20 protein-coding genes and 2 pseudogenes are annotated in these 20440 nt (G+C 62.7%); 6 read left to right on the plus strand and 16 right to left on the minus strand.

The window, feature by feature from the left end; translation table 11 throughout:
• Positions 1-6: 6 nt before the first annotated feature.
• Positions 7-720 (minus strand): MgtC/SapB family protein, encoded by a 714-nt coding sequence (locus QQL85_RS11745; RefSeq protein ID WP_284353580.1) that lies wholly within the window; start codon positions 718-720, stop codon positions 7-9.
• A 395-nt stretch (positions 721-1115) separates the two neighbouring features.
• Here QQL85_RS11745 and QQL85_RS11750 point away from each other — a divergent pair, with 395 nt between their 5' ends.
• Complete coding sequence (locus QQL85_RS11750; RefSeq protein ID WP_284353579.1) at positions 1116-1583, plus strand: sterol desaturase family protein; 468 nt, start codon at positions 1116-1118, stop codon at positions 1581-1583.
• Positions 1584-1598: 15 nt separating this feature from the next.
• Here the strand turns inward: QQL85_RS11750 and QQL85_RS11755 are convergent, their stop codons facing one another.
• The gene (locus QQL85_RS11755) at positions 1599-2492 is read right to left on the minus strand and encodes a bile acid:sodium symporter family protein (protein ID WP_284353578.1); all 894 of its coding nucleotides are present in this window, start codon (positions 2490-2492) and stop codon (positions 1599-1601) included.
• Positions 2493-2676: 184 nt separating this feature from the next.
• On the opposite strand from QQL85_RS11755, the gene QQL85_RS11760 reads away from it, so the two are divergent.
• From QQL85_RS11760 to QQL85_RS11780, 5 genes and pseudogenes are all read left to right on the plus strand, one after another.
• Positions 2677-3540 (plus strand): Dyp-type peroxidase, encoded by an 864-nt coding sequence (locus tag QQL85_RS11760; protein ID WP_284353577.1) that lies wholly within the window; start codon positions 2677-2679, stop codon positions 3538-3540.
• A gap of 240 nt (positions 3541-3780) precedes the next feature.
• Positions 3781-3906, plus strand: a pseudogene (locus QQL85_RS11765) (general stress protein); the annotation flags it as partial.
• Positions 3907-4023: 117 nt separating this feature from the next.
• A complete protein-coding gene (locus QQL85_RS11770; RefSeq protein ID WP_284353575.1) occupies positions 4024-4611 on the plus strand; it encodes a nucleosidase in 588 nt (195 codons plus the stop codon).
• Positions 4612-4796: 185 nt separating this feature from the next.
• Positions 4797-5348 (plus strand): ATP-dependent Clp protease proteolytic subunit, encoded by a 552-nt coding sequence (locus QQL85_RS11775; RefSeq protein WP_284353574.1) that lies wholly within the window; start codon positions 4797-4799, stop codon positions 5346-5348.
• A gap of 98 nt (positions 5349-5446) precedes the next feature.
• Positions 5447-5716 carry a DUF6555 family protein gene (locus QQL85_RS11780; RefSeq protein WP_284353573.1) on the plus strand — a complete coding sequence of 90 codons (270 nt, stop codon included), beginning with the start codon at positions 5447-5449 and terminating at the stop codon, positions 5714-5716.
• Between the two features lie 66 nt (positions 5717-5782).
• Here QQL85_RS11780 and paaZ read toward each other — a convergent pair whose 3' ends face one another.
• The 14 genes and pseudogenes from paaZ to paaG all read right to left on the minus strand — a co-directional run bounded on the left by paaZ (position 5783) and on the right by paaG (position 20408).
• Positions 5783-7837 (minus strand): phenylacetic acid degradation bifunctional protein PaaZ, encoded by a 2055-nt coding sequence (gene paaZ / locus QQL85_RS11785; RefSeq protein ID WP_284353572.1) that lies wholly within the window; start codon positions 7835-7837, stop codon positions 5783-5785.
• A 36-nt stretch (positions 7838-7873) separates the two neighbouring features.
• On the minus strand, positions 7874-9106 hold the full coding sequence (locus QQL85_RS11790) for an OprD family porin (RefSeq protein WP_284353892.1): 1233 nt from the start codon (positions 9104-9106) through the stop codon (positions 7874-7876).
• 39 nt (positions 9107-9145) lie between these two features.
• Positions 9146-10714 (minus strand): annotated as a pseudogene (locus tag QQL85_RS11795) (cation acetate symporter); the annotation flags it as partial.
• The gene (locus QQL85_RS11800) at positions 10705-11013 is read right to left on the minus strand and encodes a DUF485 domain-containing protein (RefSeq protein WP_012272262.1); all 309 of its coding nucleotides are present in this window, start codon (positions 11011-11013) and stop codon (positions 10705-10707) included. The pseudogene QQL85_RS11795 and the gene QQL85_RS11800, both read right to left, overlap by 10 nt.
• Positions 11014-11120: 107 nt before the next feature.
• Entirely contained in the window at positions 11121-12197 is a 1077-nt protein-coding gene (gene paaE, locus QQL85_RS11805) for a 1,2-phenylacetyl-CoA epoxidase subunit PaaE (protein ID WP_284353571.1), read from the minus strand.
• Positions 12198-12212: 15 nt separating this feature from the next.
• On the minus strand, positions 12213-12746 hold the full coding sequence (paaD, locus tag QQL85_RS11810; RefSeq protein WP_284353570.1) for a 1,2-phenylacetyl-CoA epoxidase subunit PaaD: 534 nt from the start codon (positions 12744-12746) through the stop codon (positions 12213-12215).
• Positions 12733-13491: a 1,2-phenylacetyl-CoA epoxidase subunit PaaC gene (paaC, locus tag QQL85_RS11815; RefSeq protein ID WP_284353569.1), complete on the minus strand. Its 759-nt coding sequence runs from the start codon at positions 13489-13491 to the stop codon at positions 12733-12735. Before paaC ends, paaD begins: the two co-directional genes overlap by 14 nt.
• 8 nt (positions 13492-13499) lie before the next feature.
• Positions 13500-13781 (minus strand): 1,2-phenylacetyl-CoA epoxidase subunit PaaB, encoded by a 282-nt coding sequence (gene paaB / locus QQL85_RS11820; protein ID WP_004374528.1) that lies wholly within the window; start codon positions 13779-13781, stop codon positions 13500-13502.
• A 25-nt stretch (positions 13782-13806) separates the two neighbouring features.
• Positions 13807-14796, minus strand: coding sequence for a 1,2-phenylacetyl-CoA epoxidase subunit PaaA (gene paaA / locus QQL85_RS11825; RefSeq protein WP_284353568.1), 990 nt, complete (start codon positions 14794-14796; stop codon positions 13807-13809).
• Between the two features lie 214 nt (positions 14797-15010).
• Complete coding sequence (gene paaK / locus QQL85_RS11830; RefSeq protein ID WP_284353567.1) at positions 15011-16330, minus strand: phenylacetate--CoA ligase PaaK; 1320 nt, start codon at positions 16328-16330, stop codon at positions 15011-15013.
• Between the two features lie 120 nt (positions 16331-16450).
• Entirely contained in the window at positions 16451-17671 is a 1221-nt protein-coding gene (pcaF, locus tag QQL85_RS11835) for a 3-oxoadipyl-CoA thiolase (protein WP_284353566.1), read from the minus strand.
• Positions 17664-18104 carry a hydroxyphenylacetyl-CoA thioesterase PaaI gene (gene paaI / locus QQL85_RS11840; protein ID WP_284353565.1) on the minus strand — a complete coding sequence of 147 codons (441 nt, stop codon included), beginning with the start codon at positions 18102-18104 and terminating at the stop codon, positions 17664-17666. Before paaI ends, pcaF begins: the two co-directional genes overlap by 8 nt.
• A complete protein-coding gene (gene paaH, locus QQL85_RS11845) occupies positions 18097-19614 on the minus strand; it encodes a 3-hydroxyacyl-CoA dehydrogenase PaaH (RefSeq protein WP_284353564.1) in 1518 nt (505 codons plus the stop codon). Before paaH ends, paaI begins: the two co-directional genes overlap by 8 nt.
• Positions 19615-19616: 2 nt before the next feature.
• Positions 19617-20408 carry a 2-(1,2-epoxy-1,2-dihydrophenyl)acetyl-CoA isomerase PaaG gene (paaG, locus tag QQL85_RS11850; protein WP_284353563.1) on the minus strand — a complete coding sequence of 264 codons (792 nt, stop codon included), beginning with the start codon at positions 20406-20408 and terminating at the stop codon, positions 19617-19619.
• Positions 20409-20440 lie beyond the last annotated feature (32 nt).

Below are 20440 nucleotides of genomic sequence, written 5' to 3' on the forward strand. Positions count from 1 at the left end.
GTTTTACTAATCCGCTGCCAGCACCTGCGGCTGCAATTGCCAACGCACCGAGCTTACACCTTTCTCCAGGCTTACCCGGCTGACCAGCCGCTCCAGTTGCGCTGGCGCCTGCGCGGTACCCAACAGCTCTGCGCGTACTTCCAGGCGCGCCGGGCTCTCAAGGTCCTGGCTTTGCAGTGACTGCAGCCGCAGCTGCGGATCGCCCAGGCTATGCAGCATCAAGCTGCGCACCTGGATCTCGTCCTCGGCGCGGCAGACGATACGCACTTCGAAGTGCTGCTCCACCTCGCTGGCCGGCACCACGTCCTGACGGTCCAGGCGCTGAGCGATGTCGCGTAGCAGGATATTGGCGCACAGCACCACCAGACTACCCAATGCCGCCTCCGGCAGCAGCCCAAGGCTGCACAGCACACCGACCGCCGCTGTGCACCACAAGGTAGCGGCGGTGTTCAGGCCGCGTACGTTGAAGCCGTCACGCATGATCACTCCGCCACCGAGAAAGCCGATGCCCGACACCACATAGGCGGCGACGCGCGACGCATCGGCAGGTGCCATGCCTGGCACCACCTGGGTCATCAGCACGAACAGGCAGGCACCGGTGCTGACCAGTGCATTGGTGCGCAACCCGGTCAGGCGTTGGCGCAATTGCCGTTCGGCACCGATCAACGCCCCCAACAGCAAGGCAATGCTGACGCGCAGCAGAAATACTTTCCAATCCATAGCACACCTCTTCCGCAGGCATACGCCCACATGAACGCCATCAGTTGGCGCGGTTGAAAACCAGAAAAATGCGCAGGACCACAAGGAGGGGAGGAAAAGCGGGGTTACAAGAAACCACCGTCTTGCCAGGGCGGCCAGACAGTGCAGGACACTGCCGGGCTAGCGCGCCATGTGGGCCTGTCGCAAGCGACTGGGGCTACTGTCCAAGGCAGGTCTCCTGTTGAGGAAGGCAAAATTGCGTCGCGGACCATACGCCGCGTGGCAGAGCAGGTCAAGGGCGAAAACATGACAATGGCTTCATCCTTGAATGGCCTGCAGCCGGTCACGCCCGCATGGAAAAAAACCTGGGCAGCCGGTACCCTTGCGCCTCCCTTTGCCATCACCCGGACCGTTCCATGCTGTTCAATCTCGCCGTATTGTTCGGCACCCTGGTGGCCATGGAGGGCGTTGGCACGCTGGCTCACAAGTACATCATGCATGGCTGGGGTTGGTGGCTGCACCGCTCGCACCATGAGCCACAGCTGGGCATGCTCGAAACCAATGACCTGTACCTCGTGGCCCTGGGGTTGATCGCCACGGCGCTGGTAGCGCTGGGCAAAAGCGGTTATGCGCCATTGCAGTGGGTGGGCGGGGGTGTGGCTGGGTACGGGGTGCTGTATGTAGTGGCCCATGACGGTTTCTTTCACAGGCACTGGCCGCGCAAGCCACGGCCGGTCAACCGCTACCTCAAACGCTTGCACCGGGCGCATCGGTTTCACCATGCGGTGAAGGGGCGCACGGGGAGTGTGTCATTCGGCTTCTTTTATGCGCCGCCACTGAAGGTGTTGAAGCAGCAGCTGCGCAGCAAGCGCAGCCAGCAGTGACAACCTCAACGGGCCTCAATTCACCGTTTCGCCTTCGGGCTGCGCCGCCACATGCCCACGGCTTACCCACCAGCCAAACCCCGCTGCCGTAAAGAACATGATCAGGCTATACAATGCCGCCGGCACCGCCATGGTCGCGTTGTTCAGCAACGAAGGGCTCAACGCCAGGGCAATGGCCAAGGTCCCGTTATGGATGCCGATCTCCATGCCGATGGCAATTGCCTGGCGCTTGGGAATATTCAGCAGACGCGGCACCCAGTAGCCCACCGTCAGGCTCAGCAGGTTGAACAGCAGCGCCGCCAGTCCCACCACCGGTGCGTATTCGAGCACGGTCTGCCAGTCCTTGGCCAGGGCCAGGACGATGGTGAAGGCCAGGAACAGCGCGGCCACCAGCTTCATTGGTTTTTCCATGCGCGCAGCGAAAACCGGGGCGAAATGGCGAATCAGCATGCCCAGCGCCACCGGCAGCAGCACAATGGCAAACACCTGCATCACCTTGGCAAACTGCAGCGGGATGGCCTGGTCCGAGGCCATGAACCAGCTCAACGACAGGTTCACCAGCAATGGCATGGTCAGGATCGCGATCAGCGAATTGACCGCTGTGAGGGTGATGTTCAGCGCCACATCGCCATGGGCCAAGTGGCTGAACAGGTTGGCCGTGGTGCCGCCTGGTGAAGCGGCCAGTAGCATCAGCCCCACCGCCAGAGCCGACTCCAGGCCGAAGCCGTTGGCGATCAGGAAACACACCAGCGGCAGCAGCAGGATCTGGCAGGCCAGGCCCACCACCACCGGTTTGGGGTATTTCACGACACGAGCGAAGTCCGCCAGGGTCAGCGACAACCCAAGGCCGAGCATGATGATGCCCAGGGCAAGCGGCAGAAAGGCAGTGAGCAAGGGCGAGGCAGTCATGGGCGGTCTCTTGGGCGAAGGATCTCGAAGAGTGTAGGCGGGCGCTGATTGATAGCTAATTGCAAAGGGCCAGCGCTTGGTAACCGATTGTTACCAAGCGCAGTGGCTGGCAAGGCTGCATACCGCGTTGCAGTGGGCCTGCAGGCGCAGTAGCATTCCTGTTTTTACCGAGGATTAGCCTGTCATGCCGTTCCAGCAAGGTCTGCTTGCCAACCCGGTGCCGGCCCACGCCCGTCACCTGTTCTTCACACTGCAGTCGCCCGAGGCGTTGCCTGCTGCCCTCGATGCCTTGCTGCCGCAGGTCGATGGTGAACAGTTGCTGCTCGGCATCGGCGCCCCTCTGGCCAAGGCCTTGGGCCGTGAAGTGCCAGGCCTGCGCGCCTTCCCGCTGCTGGATGCCGCCGTGGAGAACCCCAGCACTCAGCACGCCCTGTGGCTGTGGTTGCGGGGGAGCGAGCGTGGCGACCTGCTGCTGCGCGCCCAAGCCCTGGAGCAAGCGCTGGCGCCGGCCCTGCGCTTGGCTGACAGCGTTGATGGCTTCCTGCACCGTGGTGGCCACGACCTGACGGGCTACGAAGACGGTACCGAGAACCCGGTGGACGAGGATGCGGTGCAAGCAGCCATTGCTGCCGATGGTTCCAGCTTTGCCGCTTTCCAGCTGTGGAAGCACGACCTGGAGTACTTCAAGTCGCTGCCCCAGGCCGACCAGGACAACATCATCGGCCGCCGCCTGAGCGACAATGAAGAGCTCGACGACGCGCCCGAGTCCGCTCACGTCAAGCGCACCGCCCAGGAAAGCTTCGAACCCGAGGCGTTCATGGTACGTCGATCGGTGGCCTGGGCTGACCAGCGCGGTGCCGGCTTGGCCTTTGTCGCGCTGGGCCACAGCTTCGATGCATTCGAGGTACAGCTGCGGCGCATGAGCGGCCTTGAGGACGGCATCATCGACGGCCTGTACCGCTTCAGCCGGCCACTGACGGGTGGCTATTACTGGTGCCCGCCGATGGGCGATGCGGGTGTCGACCTGAGCCAGCTACTGCAGGCCTGATCACCCAACTGCCGAGGACAAGTACAAGACGACTGACAGGCGCACCAAATAAGGCTCCACTGCTTATTTAACGCCACCTGTCCGAACCCGTCGCAATAAACCGAATCCCCCGATATGGCCGAACTCACAACCTGTGTACGGCAAGGTGCCGTGCACATCCCAGTCATACGAGGTTTCAAGACCATGGCCAATAAAGACAACAGCCGTACCGGCAATCAACAAGGCAGCCAGGGCGGTAGCAAGAACCCGGGCAACTTCGCCAATGACCGTGAAAAGGCCTCCGAAGCCGGGCGCAAGGGCGGCCAGTCTTCGGGCAGCAATATGCCGCACGATCGCGAGTCGGACCGCAAGGGCGGCCGCTCGTAAGTGACCGAAGCGCAGTGCCGGGGCGACCTGGCACTGCAATGAGCCGGGGGTTTGCAATTACCCAAGGTTGGCCGACAATGGCGGCGCCCCTTGCAGCCACCCGGAACCACCTGCTCCATGATGCTGATCAAGCAATTCCCTGACATTTCCCTTGAAGATACGCTATTCGTCTTTGCCCTCGAGGCCGAGGCTGGCGATGTATTCACCCAGGTAACCACTGTGTTCACCGGCATTGGCAAGGTCAATGCTGCCATTGCCCTGACCAAGGCCATTGCCGCGCGTAGGCCAAAACTCATCGTCAACCTCGGCTCGGCGGGTAGCCAGCGCCATGGCAAGGGCGAGGTGGTGTGCTGCAGCCGCTTCGTGCAGCGCGACATGGACGTGACCCCATTGGGCTTTGCCCGTTATGAAACACCGCTGTCGGACATTCCGGTGGTACTGGAGCACGGCACCGTAATCCCTGGCCTGGCGCTGGAAACCTGTGGCAGTGGAGACAACTTCGAGACCCATCATGGCGATGCGCCTTATGACGTGGTCGACATGGAAGCCTATGTGCTGGCATTGATCGCACGCGACGAGAGCATTCCGTTTGTATGCCTGAAGTACATTTCCGATGATGCCGGCAGCGACGCTGCAGATGACTGGGCGGTACAGGTGCACCTGGCGGCCGAGGCGTTCAAGCGGGTGCTGTTCAGCCAGGGGTGACGGCCCTTGTCAGGTCTGGGCGGGCTTTTCAGTTGCTTTGAAAGTGCGACCGGTGCTGTCTGCCCGGGGTTCAGCACGCATGACCAGCGGAAAAGGCTGATGTCGGGTTGAACTTTGCGGTGGCTGACGTTTCCACCGCATACACGCCAAGACCCAGGAATGACCTGCCTACCCTGGAGGCAAAGATGGCACGACATATCATTCATTTCACCGGGCCGATCAACTCGTCCACCTGTGGCAACCTCATCAATACCTGCTCTCGGGCGTTGCAGCAGGGAGCCGAGGTGCTGCAATTGAACATCGCCAGCCTGGGTGGCGAGTGCAGTTATGGGTTTACCTTGTACAACTTCCTGCGGGCGTTGCCGGTCGAGGTGCATACACACAACCTGGGCACGGTGGAGTCCATGGGCAACATCCTGTTCCTCGCCGGTGAACGGCGCACGGCATGCAGTTTTAGCAAGTTCTTGTTCCACCCGTTTCATTGGACCTTGCATGGCTCGGTGGACCATTCACGGATGGCCGAGTATGCAATGAGCCTGGATTATGATTTGCGGCTGTATGCGCAGATTGTCGCCGAACGGACTGCTGGGGCGACCGAGGTGCTGGATGTCCCACGTTACCTGATGGCCTATCCGCGAATATTGGGGCCTCGGGAGGCGCTGGAGAACGGGATGATCCATGCCATTGATGAAATGCCAATCGAGGTGGATGCGGTTCAGTGGAGTGTGCACGCCTGATGGGTTATGGGTTCCAATTGTTCGACAAAAATTTGAATTATCTGGCCATGACCGAATCAATCTGGTTGTCATCCATGGAGAAGAGGAGGCCCCCTGCGATGCCTATCCCACAACTGTACATCATCGATTACCAACTGCATGGCCAGCCGCGCAGTTTCATCATTCGTCTGGAGCGGTTGGACAATGCCGAGGCCTGGCATTGGGCAAGTTGCGATGCGGGCATCGGCATCATTCCCAAGTTCGGGCGCGAAAAGATCAGGAAGATCAGCCGGCCCATGGCCGAGCGCTACGGGATTACCGCCGTGACTTGGCGGATTTCGGGGAGCAAGCCAAACCAGTCGGTGGGGGATCCGGCAGCGATGGTTTGATGCCACACGCGAAGCTGGCGGCGACTTCGCGGTTGAACCCGCGAAGTGGCTGCCAAGGTCAGTCCATCATTCAGGCTGCTTCAGCACCAAGGTCAGGATGTCATAGCTGGCCACCAGCTCACCCAGCTGGTTAGTCACTTCGACATCCCACGCCACCACACCCTGCGGCTGGCCCAACGGGCTGGTCTTGCCCTGGTCGATCTTGCGCTTGCAGGTCAAGCGCGCCTGAATGGTGTCGCCAATGCCCACCGGGTTGATGAAGCGCAGGGTATCGAGGCCATAGTTGGCCAGCACCGGCCCGGCGCCCGGCGACACGAACAGGCCGGCCGCCGCCGACAGCACGAAGTAGCCATGGGCAATGCGCTTGCCAAACTGCGATTCCTTGGCCGCGATTTCGTCGAAATGCATGTAGAAATGGTCACCCGACAGGCAACCGAAGTTCACCAGGTCGGCTTCGGTCACGGTGCGACGGTGGGTAAGCAGCGACTCGCCGATGCGCAGCTGCTCGAAGTAGCGGCGGAACGGGTGCACTTCGGTCTCGATCACTTCAGCACCGCGCACATACTCGCCGGTAACCGCCGTGAGCATGCTTGGCGAGCCTTGTACGGCAGCGCGTTGCAGGTAGTGTTTGACCGCACGCAGGCCTCCTAGCTCTTCGCCGCCGCCAGCGCGGCCCGGGCCGCCGTGCTTGAGTTGCGGCAGTGGCGAACCATGACCGGTGGATTCTTTTGCGGCTTCACTGTCGAGCACCAGCAGGCGGCCATGCCAGGCCGCCGCCACCGGAATGGCTTTGGCCGCCACGCTGCGGTCGGCGGTGACCAAGGTTGCCACCAGGCTGCCTTTACCACGTGCGGCCAGCGCCAAGGCTTCGTCCAGGTCGTCATAGGCCATCAGCGTACTGACCGGGCCGAACGCTTCGATATCGTGGGCACCGCCTTCAGCATGCGGGTCGCGGGCCTGCAGCAGGGTGGGCGCGAAGAAGGCACCCTCTGCCACGCCTTCACCACGCGGGGCGAAGCCGTCGCTGGCGCCGAACAACTGGTCACAGCTTTGCAGCAGGCTGCGTACCCGCTCCGCCACGTCGTGCTGCTGGTCGTGGGAGGCCAGGGCGCCCATGCGTACGCCTTCCAGCGACGGGTCACCTACCACCACCTTGCTCAAGCGCTCACGCAAGCGCGTGGCGACCGCATCAATGTGCTTGGCCGGCACGATGGCGCGGCGGATGGCGGTGCATTTCTGGCCGGCCTTGGTGGTCATTTCCCGCACCACCTCTTTGATGTACAGGTCGAACTCTTCGCTGTCCGGGGTTACGTCCGGGCCAAGGATGGCGCAGTTCAGCGAGTCGGCTTCGGCGGTGAACGGCACCGAATTGCGCACCAGGTTCGGCGTGACGCGCAATTTGGCGGCGGTATCGGCGGAACCGGTGAAGGTCACCACGTCCTGGCCTTGCAGGCGGTCGAGCAGGTCGCCAGTGCTGCCGATCACCAGTTGCAGGCTGCCTTCCGGCAGCAGGCCGGAGGCGTTCATCAAGCGCACGACGGCTTCGGTCAGGTAGCTGGTGGAGGTCGCAGGCTTGACGATACACGGCATACCGGCCAGGAAGGTCGGCGCGAACTTCTCCAGCATGCCCCAGATGGGGAAGTTGAACGCGTTGATGTGCACCGCAACGCCCGCGCGCGGCACCAGGATGTGGCTGCCGGCGAAATGGCCTTGTTTGCCGAGCGCAATGGCGGGGCCTTCGTGCACCAGGTTACCCGACGGCAGCTCACGGCTGCCGATGCCGGCATAGGCGAACAGCGTGGCGTTGCCGCCCTCGATGTCGATCCAGCTGTCGGCACGGGTAGCGCCGCTGTGGTGCGACAGGGCGTAAAGCTGTTCCTTGCGTTCGGCAAGGTACAAGGCCAGTGCTTTGAGGCGTTGGGCGCGCTGCTGGAAGTCCATGGACATCAAGCTGGCCAGGCCATGGGCTCGGGCGTAGTCCACGGCTTCGGCAAAGTCCGGGCGCTCTTCATGGCTGTAGGCGAGCACATGGCCGTCGAGGGCGCTGCGCAGGGCTTGGGCGCCGTGCTGGCCCAACCAACGGCCGGCGATGAAGCTTTGCAGAGTAGGGGCGGCAGACATGCTGTTCTCCATGCTGTTCAAATGTAGGGGGCGCTGTTACCACAGCGCCACGGTGTAGCCGATGATCAGGCGGTTTTCGTCCACGGCGTTGGTCAGGCCATTGCCGGAACGGAAGGTGACGTTGCGCCAGCGCAGGCTGACGTCCTTGAACGGGCCGCTCTGGATGACGTAGGTGATGTCGGTGTCGCGCTCGCGCTCGCGGCCATTGCTGACGGTGGCGGTTTCAGCGTGGCGGCCGTCGGTATAACGGGTCATGAAGCTCAGGCCGGGGATGCCCATCGCGACAAAGTCGTAGTCATAGCGCACTTGCCAGGAGTCCAGCCCGGCGCGGGTGAAGGTGTTGTAGGTCACCAGGTTGACGGTGAACGGGTCGCCGCCGTTGACGAACGGGAAGGCACTGTCGCCCGACATCTGTTGCCAAGTGGCCGTGAACTTGTGCGCCCGCACGCCGAGGGTGAACATGGCGTTGAAGTTGCGGTTATCGATGTTGCCGGCACGTTCGGCACCGTCGTTGCGGCTGTCGAAGTAGCGCAGGTCGCTGCGCAGGCTAATGCCTTCGCTCAATGGGCGGGTGTCGATCAGGCCGACGAACTGCTGGCGGTAGATATCCTCGAGCTTGGCGTAGTAGTAGCTGACACTGGTTTGCGGGGTGATGGCGTAGCTGCCACCGCCAAAGTCCAGGTGGTCACTGCTGGCAGCGCCATAGCCGATGTCGTCACGGCCCGAAGAATCGCGCAGGTTGGCCTTGGTCAAGCGGCCGGCGTTGAAGGTGAGGCCATCGACATCCTGGCTGGTCAGCAAGCCGCCCTGGAAGGTGGACGCCAGCAGGCGGGTGTCGTTGTAGACCACTACCGGCAAGATTGGCTGCAAGGTGCCCAGGCGCAGGGTGCTCTTGGAAACCCGTACCTTGCCGGTCAGGCCCAGTTCGCTGTAGTCATCGACCGGTTCATGGCTGTTGGGGCCGAAGGGCAGCAGGCCGGTATTGCGGCGATCGCGGCTGGAGTCGAGCTTGATGCCCAACTGGCCCATGGCGTCGACGCCAACGCCGACCGGGCCCTCGGTGAAGCCCGATTCCAGCTTGGCGGTAAAGCCCTGGCCCCATTCCTCGGCCTTGGCCTGCGGGGCGTTGCTCTGGCGGAAGTCGCGGTTGATGTAGTGGTTGCGCAGCTCCAGGCGTGCGTGGCTGTCGCCGATGAAGTCTGCCATCGCTGGCAAGGGCAATGCGAGGGTGGCCAGCCAGGCAGCTGACATGAAGTGCGAGCGGTTCATTGTTGTTGTTTTACCCGACATGGTTGTTCGTCCTTGAAGTCAGTGCTTGCTGGCGCCGGCAGCGCCGATACCGGTCATGGAACGGATGAACTGGGCCAGGTAGCGGCCGCGCTCTTCAGTGGCACGCTCGGAGCTGTCGGTAACCGAGAACACCCAGGCACTCAGGAAGGCCAGGCTCATGGAGAACAATGCCGGGTTGCTGTAGGGGAACAGCGCTTTTTCGTTGTGCAGTACGTTGACCCATACTGCCGGGCCCAGTACCACCAGCAGCACCGCAGAGGCCAGGCCGGCCATGCTGCCGCACACCGCGCCACGCGTGGTCAGGCCTTTCCAGAACATCGAGAGCAGCAGCACCGGGAAATTGACCGAAGCGGCCACTGCCAGCACCAGGCCGGAGAGGAAGGCAATGTTCTGCGACTCGAACATCAGGCCGAGCATCACCGCCAGCAAACCGATCAACAGGGTGGCGATACGCGAAACGCGCATCTCTTCCTGCTCGGTGGCCTTGCCTTGACGGAACACACAGGCATACAGGTCGTGGGACACAGCCGACGCGCCAGACAGTGCCAAGCCAGCGACCACGGCCAGGATGGTGGCGAAGGCCACGGCCGAGATGAAGCCAAGGAACAGGTTGCCACCGACGGCCTGGGCCAGGTGCACGGCGACCATGTTGCCGCCACCAATGATTGCGCCAGTGGCATCGCGGTAGGACGGCTCGGTGCCAACCATCACGATGGCGCCAAAGCCGACAATGATCAGCAGCAGGTAGAAGTAACCAATGAAGCCGGTGGCGTAGAACACGCTCTTGCGTGCTTCCTTGGCATCACTGACAGTAAAGAAACGCATCAGGATATGCGGCAGGCCAGCGGTGCCGAACATCATGCCCAGGCCCAGCGAAATGGCATCTACCGGATTGGACAGCAAGCCGCCGGGTGCCATGATCGCCTGGCCCTTGGCATGCACGGCCACGGCGCTGGCGAACATCGCCTCGGTGCTGAAGCCGAAGTGCTTGAGCACCATGAAGGCCATGAAGCTGGTGCCCGACAGTAGCATCACCGCCTTGATGATCTGCACCCAGGTGGTGGCAAGCATGCCGCCGAAGGTGACATAGGCAACCATCAGCACGCCGACCAGCATCACCGCATACAGGTAGCTGATACCGAACAGCAGCTCGATCAGCTTGCCGGCGCCGACCATTTGCGCCACCAGGTACATCAACGCCACCACCAGGGTGCCGAATGCCGACGTCAGGCGCACCGGGGTTTGTGCCAGGCGATAGCTGACCACGTCGGCAAAGGTGTACTTGCCCAGGTTGCGCAGGCGCTCGGCGATCAGGAACAGGATGATCGGCCAGCCGGCCAGCACGCCCAGGGCATACAGCAGACCATCGTAGCCGTTCATGAACATCATGGCTGAGATGCCCAGGAAGGAGGCGGCACTGATCATGTCGCCCGCGATCGCCAGGCCGTTCTGCATACCGGTCAGCCCCCCGCCGGCGGTATAGAAGTCGCTGGCCGAGCGGGTGCGCAGGGCAGCCCAGCGGGTGACCAACAGGGTAAAGCAGACAAACACCATGAACATCGAGATGGCTGTCCAGTTCATTGTGCGCACTCCTGCTTGACCTTGTCGTTGAGCGGGTCAAGTACGTTGTTGGCACGATGTACATAGATACCGGTCAAGGCGAAGGACAGCAGCACCATCAGCACGCCCACCAGCATGCCGACGGTGGTCACACCGCCGCTGAGGGATTGGCCAAGGGTGCTGGGGGAGAACGCCACCAGCAAGACGAAGCCGTAGTAGATCACCAGCATGGCCAGGGTGAGGCTGCCGTTGAGGCGACGTTTGCGCCGCACCAGGTGCTGGAAGTCGGGGTGGTTGGCGATGCTTTCTATGCGTTCGGGTGTCATGGCAAGCGATCTCTTGGTGTTGTAATTGTTTTGTTGAGGTCACGCAGGTGTTGCGGTGTTGCTCAGGGCCTCTTCGCGGGTTTACCCGCAAAGCAAGCGCCGCGGTCTTAAAGCTGGTCGAAGTCGAGCACCACCTTGTCGCTCACCGGGTAGGTCTGGCACGAAAGCACATAGCCAGCCGCGACTTCGTAGTCCTCCAGGGCATGGTTGCTGTCCATTTCCACTTCGCCTTCGATCACCCGGCACTTGCAGGTCGAGCACACGCCGGCCTTGCAGGAGTAGGGCAGCTCGGCGCCGATGGCGTTGCCAGCGTCCAGCACGTTCTGGGTGTTACGAGGAAGGTCGAAGGTGAGGGCGCGGCCGTCGCTGATCACGGTGATATGGCTAAGCGCCGAGTCCACCTGGCGCGCAGCCTCGCGGGCCTCACGACGCGTTTCGCTGCCGGCAGCAGCAAACAGTTCGAAATGAATGCGCTCCTTGCCCAGGCCATTGGCCTGCAGGCTGTCGCGCACCGTTTCGGTCATCGCCTGGGGGCCGCAAATGAAAGCTGCGTCCAGGCCGGGAACGTTTAGCCAGCGCGAGAACAGTTGCCCGCACTTGTCGGCGTCGATGCGACCGTTGTACAGGTCGACATCCTGCTGCTCGCGGCTGAACACGAAAATCAGGTTCAAGCGGTCGAGGTAGCGGTTTTTCAGGTCTTCGAGCTTGTCGCGGAATAGCGCACCCGAGCTGGAACGGTTGCCGTACAGCAAGGTGAAGCGGCTGTGCGGCTCACTGTCGAGGGTGGTGCCAATGATCGACAGTATCGGGGTGATGCCGCTGCCGGCGGCCACGCCCAGGTAATTGCCCTGGCGGGCAGGGTCCAGCGGCACGAAGAAGCTGCCCGATGGCGGCATCACGTCCAGTTGCTGGCCGGCTTTGAGCACATCGTTGGCAAACGCCGAGAAACGCCCGCCTGGCACGCGCTTGACGGCCACGCGCAGCTCGCCATCCTGTACGGCACTGCAGATGGAGTAGGAACGGCGGACTTCTTCGTTGTCCAACTGGGTACGCATGACCAGGTACTGGCCCTGAGTGAAGCGGAACTGGTCCTGCAGGTGATCGGGCACCTCGAAAGCAATCGACACCGCATCACGGGTCTCGTTGCGCACTTGCTTGATGGTCAGGCTGTGAAACTGGCTCATGGTGTTCTCCACGGCTCAAATGCATTTGAAATAGTCGAACGGCTCCAGGCACTCGCGGCAGCGGTACAGCGCCTTGCACGCGGTGGAGCCGAACTGGCTGAGCAATTCGGTATGCGCGCTGCCGCATTGCGGGCAGCACACTTGGGGCACCTCACCGAGCAGGCTGCGCTTGTTCGCGCTGCCGTGTGGCGGCGCGATGCCATAAGCCCGCAGGCGCTCACGGCCCAACTCGCTGATCCAGTCAGTGCTCCAGGCCGGGGTCAGCCGGCGCTCAAGGTCTGGCGCGGCAAAGCCGGCCTGCTCCAGCGCTTGGCGGATATCACCCTCGATCACCTCGGTGGCCGGGCAGCCGGAGTAAGTAGGGGTGACCACCAGGTGAAGGTGGCCGGCGCGCCAGTCGAGGCCGCGCACGATCCCCAGGTCCACCACACTAACCACCGGCACTTCCGGGTCCATGACCTGGGCCAGTACCTCCCAGGCCCGGGCCAGGTCGTCGCCGCGTGGCGCCCGCGCGCCACGGTCGCCGGCAATCAGCTCACCAGGTTGCATCGGGGTAAGCCCTTGGCAGGAACTGCATCTCGGCCAGCAGCAGGCCCAAGTGCTCGGTGTGCAGGCCTTGGCGACTGTCCAGGTAGAAGTGGCTGGCAGCCTTGGGCAGCGGCAGCTCGACCGAAGCGAAGGTCTCGCTCACCTGTTTCAGCCAGGCAGCACCCACGGTGGCCGGGTCGGCGGCGATCCCCACTTCGGCCAATTGCACCTCGTTGTCGCTGGCGGCTGTCAGCTCGACGGTGAAGCGCCACAGGGCCGCAATGGCGGCGAGCATGCGTTGGCGGCTTTCTTCTGTGCCGCCGCCCAGGCGCTGCACCCACTCGCTGGAGCGGCGCAGGTGGTAGGTGACTTCCTTGAGTGCCTTGGCGGCGATACCGGCAATACGCTCGTCGCTGGACCCGGCCAAGCCCTGTAGCACGGCGAAGTGCCAGGCGTCGTAGAGGAACTGCTTGGTCATGGTGACGGCGAAATCGCCGTTGGGTTGCTCGACCAGCAGCAGGTTGCGGTAGGCCCGCTCGTCTCGGCGGAAGGCCAGGGCGTCGGCGTCGCGGCCGTCGTCAAGCAGCTCGGCGGCGTATTCCAGCCAGTTGCGCGCCTGGCCGACCAGGTCGAGGCCAACGTTCATCAGGGCCAGTTCTTCTTCGATGGCAGGGGCGTGGCCACACCATTCGCAGAGGCGCTGTCCTTGTACCAGGGCACTGTCGCCAAGCAGCAGCAGGTAGGGGATAAGGGTTTCGTTGTGCATGGCCAACCTCACATGTGTCCGACTTCGTCGGGAAGCTCGTAGAAGCTGGCATGGCGGTAGACCTTGTCGTCCGAAGGGGCGAACAGCGGGTCTTTTTCGTCGGGGGAGGAGGCAGTGATCAGCGCCGAAGGCACCACCCACAGGCTGACACCCTCGCTGCGACGGGTGTAAAGCTCGCGGGCATTCTCGATGGCCATGGCGGCATCGGCGGCGTGCACGCTGCCGACATGCTTGTGGTTAAGGCCGTGCTTGCTGCGCACGAACACTTCGTAGAGGGTCCAAACAGACATTTTCGATCTCCGCATCAATCGCCGCTCAGGCGGCGTTCTTGTTCTGTTGCTTGCGCGCGTAGGCCACGGCGGCCTCGCGAACCCAGGCGCCGTCCTCGATGGCCTTGCGCCGGGTGGCGACACGTTCCTGGTTGCACGGGCCATTGCCCTTGATCACTTCGTAGAACTCGTCCCACTGGATTTCGCCGAAGTCGTAGTGACCGCGCTCGGCGTTCCACTTCAGCTCTGGGTCGGGGGCGGTACAACCGAGCAGCTCCAGTTGCGGCACGGTCTGGTCAATGAAGCGCTGGCGCAGTTCGTCGTTGGTCTGGCGCTTGATCTTCCAGGCCATGGACTGAGCGCTGTTGGGAGAGTGTTCGTCGCTGGGGCCGAACATCATCAGCGATGGCCACCACAGGCGATTGATGGCGTCCTGCACCATGTCGCGCTGGGCCTGGGTACCGTGGCGCATCATGGTCAGGAGGATTTCGTAGCCCTGGCGCTGGTGGAAGCTCTCTTCCTTGCAGATACGGATCATCGCCCGGGAGTAGGGGCCGTAGGAGGTACGTTGCAGCACCACCTGGTTGACGATGGCGGCGCCATCCACCAGCCAGCCCACTGCGCCCATGTCGGCCCAGCTGAGGGTGGGGTAGTTGAAGATGCTCGAGTACTTGGCCTTGCCGCTGTGCAGCTTGGCGATTTCTTCGTCGCGGTCGGCACCCAGGGTCTCCATGGCGCTGTACAGGTACAGGCCGTGGCCGGCTTCGTCCTGGATCTTGGCCATCAGTTGCAGCTTGCGCTTGAGGCTGGGGGCGCGGGTGACCCAGTTGCCTTCGGGCAGCATGCCGACGATTTCCGAGTGGGCGTGCTGGGAGATCTGCCGGATCAACGTCTGGCGGTAGGCCTCGGGCATCCAGTTCTTGGCTTCGATCTTGATTTCTGCGTCGACCTTTTCCTGGAAGTTGCGTTCCTCGGGGGACATTTCTTCCAGCGATTTGACGCGCTTGACTCCGGTTTCCACGAGCTGTGCATACATGTGCTGTGACTCCTGCTAAGGCATGAGTCATTTGTAAGCGATACAAAACATAACGTCAAACAGTTTTATATGTATCGAATGCGAATTATGTATCGCTTTCGGGCCTCTTCGCGGGTAAACCTGCTCCCACAGGGATCGCGCGCACCTGTGAGAGCGAAAAAAACGCAAAAAAAAGCCCCGGACCAAGCCGGGGCCGAAAAGGCAGCCGAATGAATCAGCTGGCCAACCGTTTGTCGTACACATGGCACGCTTTGCCCTCTGAACGCTTGAGCGTGCCACAGGGCTGCAGGTGCACTTGGGTGCTGATGCCGATGTAGGTCTTGATCTGCTTGCTCAACTCCCCGATAACCAGCTTGCGCTGGCCTTCATCGAGGTGCTGGCACTCTGCACGCAACTCAACATGCACCTCGACACTGTCCAGGTTTCCATTACGATACAGATGAATCTCATACAACTCAGAAAGCTGTTTTATTTTTAATACTTGCTCCTCGATCTGGGTCGGGAACACGTTGACGCCGCGAACGATCAGCATGTCGTCGCTGCGCCCGGTGATCTTGCCAATCCGCCGCATCGGCCTGGCGGTGCCGGGCAGCAGGCGGGTTAGGTCGCGCGTGCGGTAGCGCACCATCGGCAATGCCTCCTTGCTGAGCGAGGTGAACACCAGCTCGCCCAGCTGGCCGTCTGGCAGAACCTCTCCGGTAACCGGGTCGATGATCTCGGGGTAGAAGTGGTCTTCCCAGATGGTCGGGCCGTCCTTGGTCTCGATGCACTCCATCGCTACCCCGGGGCCCATGATTTCCGACAGGCCATAGATGTCGAGGGCATCGATGCCCAGGCGCTGCTCGATCGAGCGGCGCAGTTCATCGGTCCATGGCTCGGCACCGAAAATGCCCAGACGCAGCTTGAGGTCATGCGGGTCGATGCCCTGGCGCTCGATCTCGTCCGCCAAATTGAGCATATAGGACGGCGTGACCATGATGATGTCGGGCTGGAAGTCGCGAATCAGCTGCACCTGCTTCTCGGTCTGACCACCGGACATCGGGATTACCGTGCAACCCAGGCGTTCGGCACCGTAATGCGCGCCAAGGCCACCCGTGAAAAGCCCATAGCCGTAGGACACATGCACCTTGTCACCTTTTCGCCCGCCGGCTGCGCGGATCGAGCGCGCGACGACGTTGGCCCAGGTGTCGATGTCATTCTGGGTGTAACCGACTACCGTCGGCTTGCCTGTGGTGCCGCTGGAAGCGTGCAGGCGCACCACCTCTTCCTGGGGCACGGCGAACATCCCGTAAGGGTAGTTGTCGCGCAGGTCGCTCTTACCGGTGAACGGGAACTTCGCCAGGTCTTCAAGGCATTTGAGGTCGTCGGGATGGGCGCCGCACTCGGCAAAGCGCTTGCGGTACAGCGGCACGTTGTCATAGGCGTGCTTCAGGCTCCAGCGCAGACGCTCCAGCTGGTGCTGGCGCAGGGCATCGACGCTAGCGGTTTCCATCGGGTCCAACAGGGCACGATCGGCATCATGGTACATGTTCATGGCTTCACTCGAATTGTTCTTGTACGCCGCGAGGCCCGGTTGCAGGCCGCGCGGTGAGTGTCATGAGCGCAGCATATACGGCTGCGTTCGGTTCGGTAACAGGCGGATGGTCTGATCCGCTCAGAGGCGCTCGATGACCATGGCAATGCCTTGGCCAACCCCGATGCACATGGTGCACAGGGCATAGCGCCCGGCGGTTTCTTCCAACTCGTGCAGTGCGGTTGTAACCAAGCGGGCACCGCTCATGCCCAGCGGATGACCGAGGGCGATGGCACCGCCATTGCGGTTCACTCGTGGGTCGTCGTCGGCCAGGCCCAGTTCGCGCAAGACCGCCAGGCCCTGGGCCGCGAAGGCCTCGTTGAGTTCGATGACGTCCAAGTCGGCCAGCGACAAACCGGTGAGCTCAAGTACCTTGCGGGTTGCCGGCACCGGGCCTATGCCCATCAGCCGGGGCTCGACCCCGGCCACGGCCATGCCGACGATACGGCCGCGCGCTTTCAGGCCATGCCGGCGGGCAGCGGCGCTGCTGGCCATCAACAGTGCGCAGGCGCCGTCATTGACGCCGGAGGCATTGCCCGCTGTAACGCTGCCACCTTCGCGGAACGGCGTTCCGAGCCGGGCCAGTTGCTCCAGCGTGGTGTCGCCGCGCGGGTGCTCGTCATGCTCGACCACTGTTGCCGGGCCTTTGCGTTGCGGGATTTCGACCGGCACGATTTCTCGGGCAAGGCGACCGCGAGCCTGAGCTGCGGCCGCCTTGTGCTGGCTGCGCAGGGCGAAAGCATCCTGGTCGGCGCGGGAAATGCCGAACTGTTCAGCTACGTTCTCGGCCGTTTCCGGCATAGAATCGGTGCCGTAGGCAGCCTTCATCAGCGGGTTGACGAAACGCCAGCCGATGGTGGTGTCGAACAGCTCGGCCGCACGACCGAATGCCTGCTCCGACTTGCCCATTACAAATGGCGCACGCGACATCGACTCCACACCACCAGCCAGCATCAGCCCAGCTTCGCCACAGCGCAGGGCGCGGGCCGCATTGCCGATGGCATCGAGGCCGGAACCACACAGGCGGTTGATCGTGGTCCCCGGCACTTCGAGTGGCAGCCCGGCCAGCAGGCTGGCCATGTGTGCCACATTGCGGTTGTCTTCGCCGGCCTGGTTTGCACAGCCGAGGATGACGTCATCGACAGCTTTCCAGTCCAGTTCGGGGTGGCGCCGGATCAACGCCTTGAGCGGGATAGCGGCGAGGTCATCGGCACGCACGCCGCTCAAGGCCCCGGCATAGCGGCCAATGGGGGTGCGCACGGCGTCGATGATCAAGGCATCGAGCAGGGTGTGTTCAGTCATCTTGCGTCTCCTGCGCCAGCACGGTGCCGCGCACTTTGTAGGATTTGCCATGGAACATCGCCACCAGCTCATTGCGCTGGTTGTGGATGCGCACGTCGTACAGGCCGGTACGGCCTTTGCGGCTGACTTCGCTGGCGTGGGCGGTGAGCACGTCATCGCGTAACGCCGGGGCCAGGTAGTCAATGCTGCAGCCCAGCGCCACGGTTGCCTGGTCATAGCTGTTGCAGGCGAAGGCAAATGCCGAGTCGGCCAAGGCGAACAGGAAGCCGCCATGGCAGGTGCCATGGCCCTGGATCATGTCGGCATGCACTGACATACGCAGGCTGGCCCGGCCAGGGCCGGCATCCAGCAGGCTTATACCCAGGCGCTGTGTGGCAGCGTCGCGGGCGTACATGGCGTCGGCACAGGCTTGTGCCAGTTCCACGTCAGTCATGTAGGGTGCCTCCTTTGGCTTCACAGCGGCGTAACAGCAGGGAAGGGCGGTAACGGCTCTCGCCGTAGCTGCGCTGCAGGTTGTCGAGCACGCGCAGGGTTCGGGTAATACCTATGTGCGCGGCCCAGGCCAGCGGGCCGCAGGGGTAATTGACCCCGGCGCGCATGGCCAGGTCGATGTCGGCGGCGCTGCCGACGCCCTGCAGCACAGCATCGGCGGCTTCGTTGGCAAGCATTGCCACGGTGCGCAGCACTACCAGGCCTGGCAGGTCGGCGACCGCAGTGACCTTGAGGCCAGCCCGCTGAAGCAGGGCCACAGCTTGGTCGCGTGCGCTTTCGGTAATGTCAGCCGACCAGCTGATGGCTATTCGCGTGGCCGTGCTGTAGTCCAGCGCAAGGTCGAGCAGCACCAAGTTACGCAGGCCGTCTTCACGGGCCCGCTGGCTGGCCAGGCGGCCGTCAGACAAGGCCAAGGTGGCATCGCCCACCTGGATCAGGCCATTACCAGCGCGCTGGGTTACGGTAATGCCGCAATGGCGCAGGCGTTCGACCAGTGGCTGCAGCACACCCAGATGCCCCTCGACGGCGCACGCATCGGCGCTCGCAAGGCTACGCAGCTCGGACGGTTTGGGACGTTCGGCGCCTTCTGCATAGCTATAGAAGCCTTGGCCAGTCTTGCGCCCGAGACGGCCGGCATCCACCAGCTCTTTTTGCACCAGTGAAGGCTGGAAGCGAAAATCTCCGTAGAAAGCATCGAATACCGAGCAGGTGACGGCGTAGTTGATGTCGTGCCCGATCAGGTCAGTGAGCTCAAACGCACCCATGCGGAAACCACCGGCATCACGCAGCAGGGCATCGAGGCTGGCGCAATCGGTTGCACCTTCTTGTAACAGGCGCAGGCTTTCGGCATAGAAAGGCCGTGCCACACGGTTGACGATGAAGCCTGGGGTCGAGCGCGTGTGCACCGGCTGTTTGCCCCAGGCCTGGGCGGTATCGTAGATGCATGCAGCCACCGCTGGATCAGTGGCCAGACCCGACACCACCTCGACCAGCGCCATCAGCGGCGCCGGATTGAAGAAGTGCATGCCAACGACTTGCTGGGGGCGCTCAAGGCCGGCAGCGAGGCTGGTGATGGATAGCGACGAGGTATTGCTGGCGAGGATGCAGTCTGCAGTGCAAAACGTTTCCAACTGTTTGAACAACGCCTGCTTCACCTGCAGGTTCTCGACGATGGCCTCGATCACCAGGCTGGCATCAGCCAATGCTTCAAGGGTATCGACCGGGCCCAGGCGGGCGGTGATTGACGCGTGCTCAGCGGCCCGCAGTTTGCCTTTTTCCACTAGTCGGGCCAATTGCCGATCGATGCCTGCCACTGCCTGGGCCGCAGCGCCCGGGCGGTTGTCGTAGAGTTTTACCGGGTGGCCGCCCTGGGCTGCGATCTGGGCGATACCAGCCCCCATGGCGCCGGCACCGATTACCGCCACCTGCGCGTTACTTGCAAGTGCCCCCATGTTCAGCACCCCTTGAAGTCTGGCGTGCGTTTGTTCATGAAGGCGCTCACGCCTTCGCGGTAGTCCTCGCTGCGCCCAGCCAGGCGCTGCAGGTCGCGTTCCAGCTCCAGTTGCTCATCGAAACCGTTGTCGAAGCTGACATTGAGGCTGCGCTTGATCAGGGCCAGACCATAGGTGGGCTGAGTGGCAAGCTGGCGGGCGAGGGTGAGGGCCTCGTCACGCAGTGCAGCATCGTCCACCACACGATGGATCAGTCCCCATTGCTGGGCCTGCTCGGCGCCCAGGCGCTCGCCCAACATGGCCAGGGCCTTGGCCCGTGCCATGCCGACCAGGCGCGGCAGCAGCCAGGTTCCGCCAGAATCCGGCACCAGACCGATCTTGCAGAACGCCTGAATGAAGCTTGCAGAGCGGGCAGCCAGTACCAGATCGCAGGCCAGCGGTATGTTGGCACCGGCTCCAGCGGCCACGCCGTTGACCGCACAGATCACCGGCAGCGGCAGGTCTCGCAGTGTGCGCACCAGAGGGTTGTAGAACTTGTCGATCGACTCGCCCAGGTCTGGCATTTCGGCACCTGGGGCAACGTTGCGGTCAGACAGGTCCTGGCCGGCGCAGAAGCCACGGCCTTCGCCTGTCAGCAGCAGCACCCGTGCATCACTGCTCTGGCGTACATGCTTGAGCGCCTCGCGCACTTCCAGGTGCATGGCGGTGTTGAAGCTGTTCAGTTGCTCGGGGCGGTTAAGCGAGAGGAGGGCGACGCCGTCCTCGATGGAAAACAGAATGTGCTGGAAAGTCATGACAGACTCGCTCCGTCGGTCGAGGGAAGGAT

Source organism: Pseudomonas putida (genome assembly GCF_030159595.1).
Lineage (GTDB): Bacteria > Pseudomonadota > Gammaproteobacteria > Pseudomonadales > Pseudomonadaceae > Aquipseudomonas > Aquipseudomonas putida_AC.